This is a genomic window from Prevotella sp. oral taxon 317 str. F0108, assembly GCF_000162415.1.
Classification (GTDB): Bacteria; Bacteroidota; Bacteroidia; order Bacteroidales; family Bacteroidaceae; genus Prevotella; species Prevotella conceptionensis.
This window is the reverse complement of record NZ_GG740079.1, coordinates 30,079-32,226: the sequence shown is the minus strand read 5'-3', so window position 1 is coordinate 32,226 and position 2,148 is coordinate 30,079. Positions and strand designations below refer to the sequence as shown.

2 protein-coding genes and 1 pseudogene are annotated in these 2,148 nt (G+C 51.8%); all 3 read right to left on the bottom strand.

Features of this window, described 5'->3' with window-relative positions; all coding sequences use genetic code 11:
* A pseudogene (locus tag HMPREF0670_RS16790) lies at nucleotides 1-828 on the bottom strand (RHS repeat protein); the annotation flags it as partial.
* A 138-nt stretch (nucleotides 829-966) separates the two neighbouring features.
* The gene (locus HMPREF0670_RS14480) at nucleotides 967-1,200 is read right to left on the bottom strand and encodes a hypothetical protein (RefSeq protein ID WP_009231892.1); all 234 of its coding nucleotides are present in this window, start codon (nucleotides 1,198-1,200) and stop codon (nucleotides 967-969) included.
* A gap of 1 nt (nucleotide 1,201) precedes the next feature.
* Nucleotides 1,202-2,086, bottom strand: a complete 885-nt coding sequence (locus tag HMPREF0670_RS17240) for an RHS repeat domain-containing protein (RefSeq protein WP_009231891.1) — start codon at nucleotides 2,084-2,086, stop codon at nucleotides 1,202-1,204.
* Between the last annotated feature and the right edge of the window lie 62 nt (nucleotides 2,087-2,148).

Sequence of the window (2,148 nt, the reverse complement as noted above, 5' to 3'; positions counted from 1 at the left end):
ACGAGCATACGTGCGGTCGGTTCGGTCAGTGCTGTCGTACACGTTGCCCATCACGTCGGGGTTGCGCCATTGGCGTGCGCCGTCGCCGTATTCCGCCTCGGCCAGGCTGCCGAAGTCGTCGTAGAGATAACGCACAATCCGCCCGCTTATTGCATCGTGGGCGTGCGAAAGCCGGAAATCGTCGTCCCAGCGGTAGCTCCTACTATATAAGGAGTGCCCGCCGCGGGTCACGCTTTGCCGTGAAGGCCGACCCACGCCGTCGTACAGCATGGCGCAGGCCACGCCGCCCGTCATCGTGCGGAGCGTCTCGCGGCCCAGGCGGTCGTGTTGCATGCGCGCCTCCCACGGGTGCGGCATACCTTGCACGATGGCTTTTACGCTCTCGGGCAGTCCCGCGTCGTCGTAGCCGTAGGACACGTCCGCGCCCAGCCCGCTGAGCGTGTGGGTCAGCCGTGAACGGCTGTCGTAGCAGTGCTCAATGGCATGGCCGTTTTGTATCTCACGGATGATGCGTCCCAGCGCGTCGCGCTCGAACACCGTTTCGCCATGTGGGTTGCTGGCCTTGCAGAGCCGCCCGGCGCGGTCGTATTCCCACGCCTCCCAGCTGCCGTCAGGGTAACGGCTGTAGGTGAGCCGCCCCGCAAGGTCGTGCTGATGGTGGATGGTGGTGCCGTTGGGCAGGTGTGTGACGAGCACCGTGCCGTCCATGTCTCGCTCGTAGCGGCGTTCCTGGCCGTCGAAGCCACGCTCGGCAATCACCTTGCCATTGAGGTCGCGCTCAAACGTGTAGCGTTCACCGCGTTCGTCCGTTTCGAAGAGTTTACTCATGGTACACGATAGAGTTGCGCCACTTCACAGCTAAATTAGTGCTTAGCTGGAATAAGACTGTCAAACGTGTTATAGCCACATTGTAACATCTGTGTTATTTTATTAGTGCATCACGTAATTTTTCCTTTTCATACCATTTTAATCTATTATTGCATTGATTTGGTTCAACAAATTCTTTGCTCTTTCTAAAAGTAGCAAGTTAATATCAACTCCGTTATCCAAAAATTCTTTCAAGAAAAATCTTATTCGCATGAGAGCCTCAGTCCCTGTCGAACTATAATTAATAGCATCAAGCACTTCTTGTGAAATAAATTGATACCCAAATTTATTTAAATTTTCAGCTAACTTTATAGATTCCTCATATATATCCATTTTAAAGTGTACTAAATGTTATTATTTCTACTCCATCAGTAGGAGTTACGACTTCTATTCCACCACCAGAATTTGTTCCTACTGGTGGAGCTGGTCTAGTTATAAAGTCAGATCCCTCTTTTAGTTTACCTGTCATAATGAAATTACTATTAGCTACATTTTCAGGTGGAATCCCATAGCGACTTGCATAGCCCTCTGAAAAAGGATGCTCTAATGCCCAAAATTGAGCACCAATAGTTTCGCTGCGTCCCATTGTCCCTATTCGATAAAGTGTGGCACCATTCTCCACTTCTGTTCTGGCTTTTAAAGCTTCTGGCTCTATTGATTGTATTGCATCACCATAGGGAGTTGCAACTTTTTTATCCTTTATGCTACAATCAAGCCCTGAAACGTCTACCCAAATATTCACATCACGGACATACCCATACAACGTCGGATTTCTTCCTGCCAACCCAATAGGGTCTTGGCTTATATACCCACCCGTACTCGGGTCGTAATACCTGAACCTGTTGTAGTACAGCCCCGTCTCCTCATCCTCATACTGTCCCAACTGACGGAAAGGAACGAACTGGCTGTCGCCCTTAAGGTTGAGCAAGTTGCCATAGATGTCGTAGTCGGCTTGCCAGACGGGCGTTCCGTGTTCGTCGTAGGCCTGCACGGGGCGACCGACGTAGTCGCTCACGATGCCGTAACGCTTGCCGCCCACCAACTTGGCGGTTGGGATATAGCCGTCGGGGTCGTAAACCCAGGTGACGAGGTTGTCCGTTGGTTCGGGCCTGTCGAACGACACTTCGCCGTTTTCGGCAACTATCTGTTGCGGTCGTTCCGTTTCGTCGTACTCCCACTCGTGAAGAACAACGTCGCCATCCCAAAGGTAGCGGTACACGCGGCCGTTGAAGGACTTCTCGATTCTCCGTCCTAATGCGTCATATTTGAACGTGACAACTT

Bases quoted from the DNA above. Each gene is read 5' to 3' on its own strand.
- HMPREF0670_RS14480 (WP_009231892.1), bottom strand. From the start codon at position 1,200: ATGGATATATATGAGGAATCTATAAAGTTAGCTGAAAATTTAAATAAA.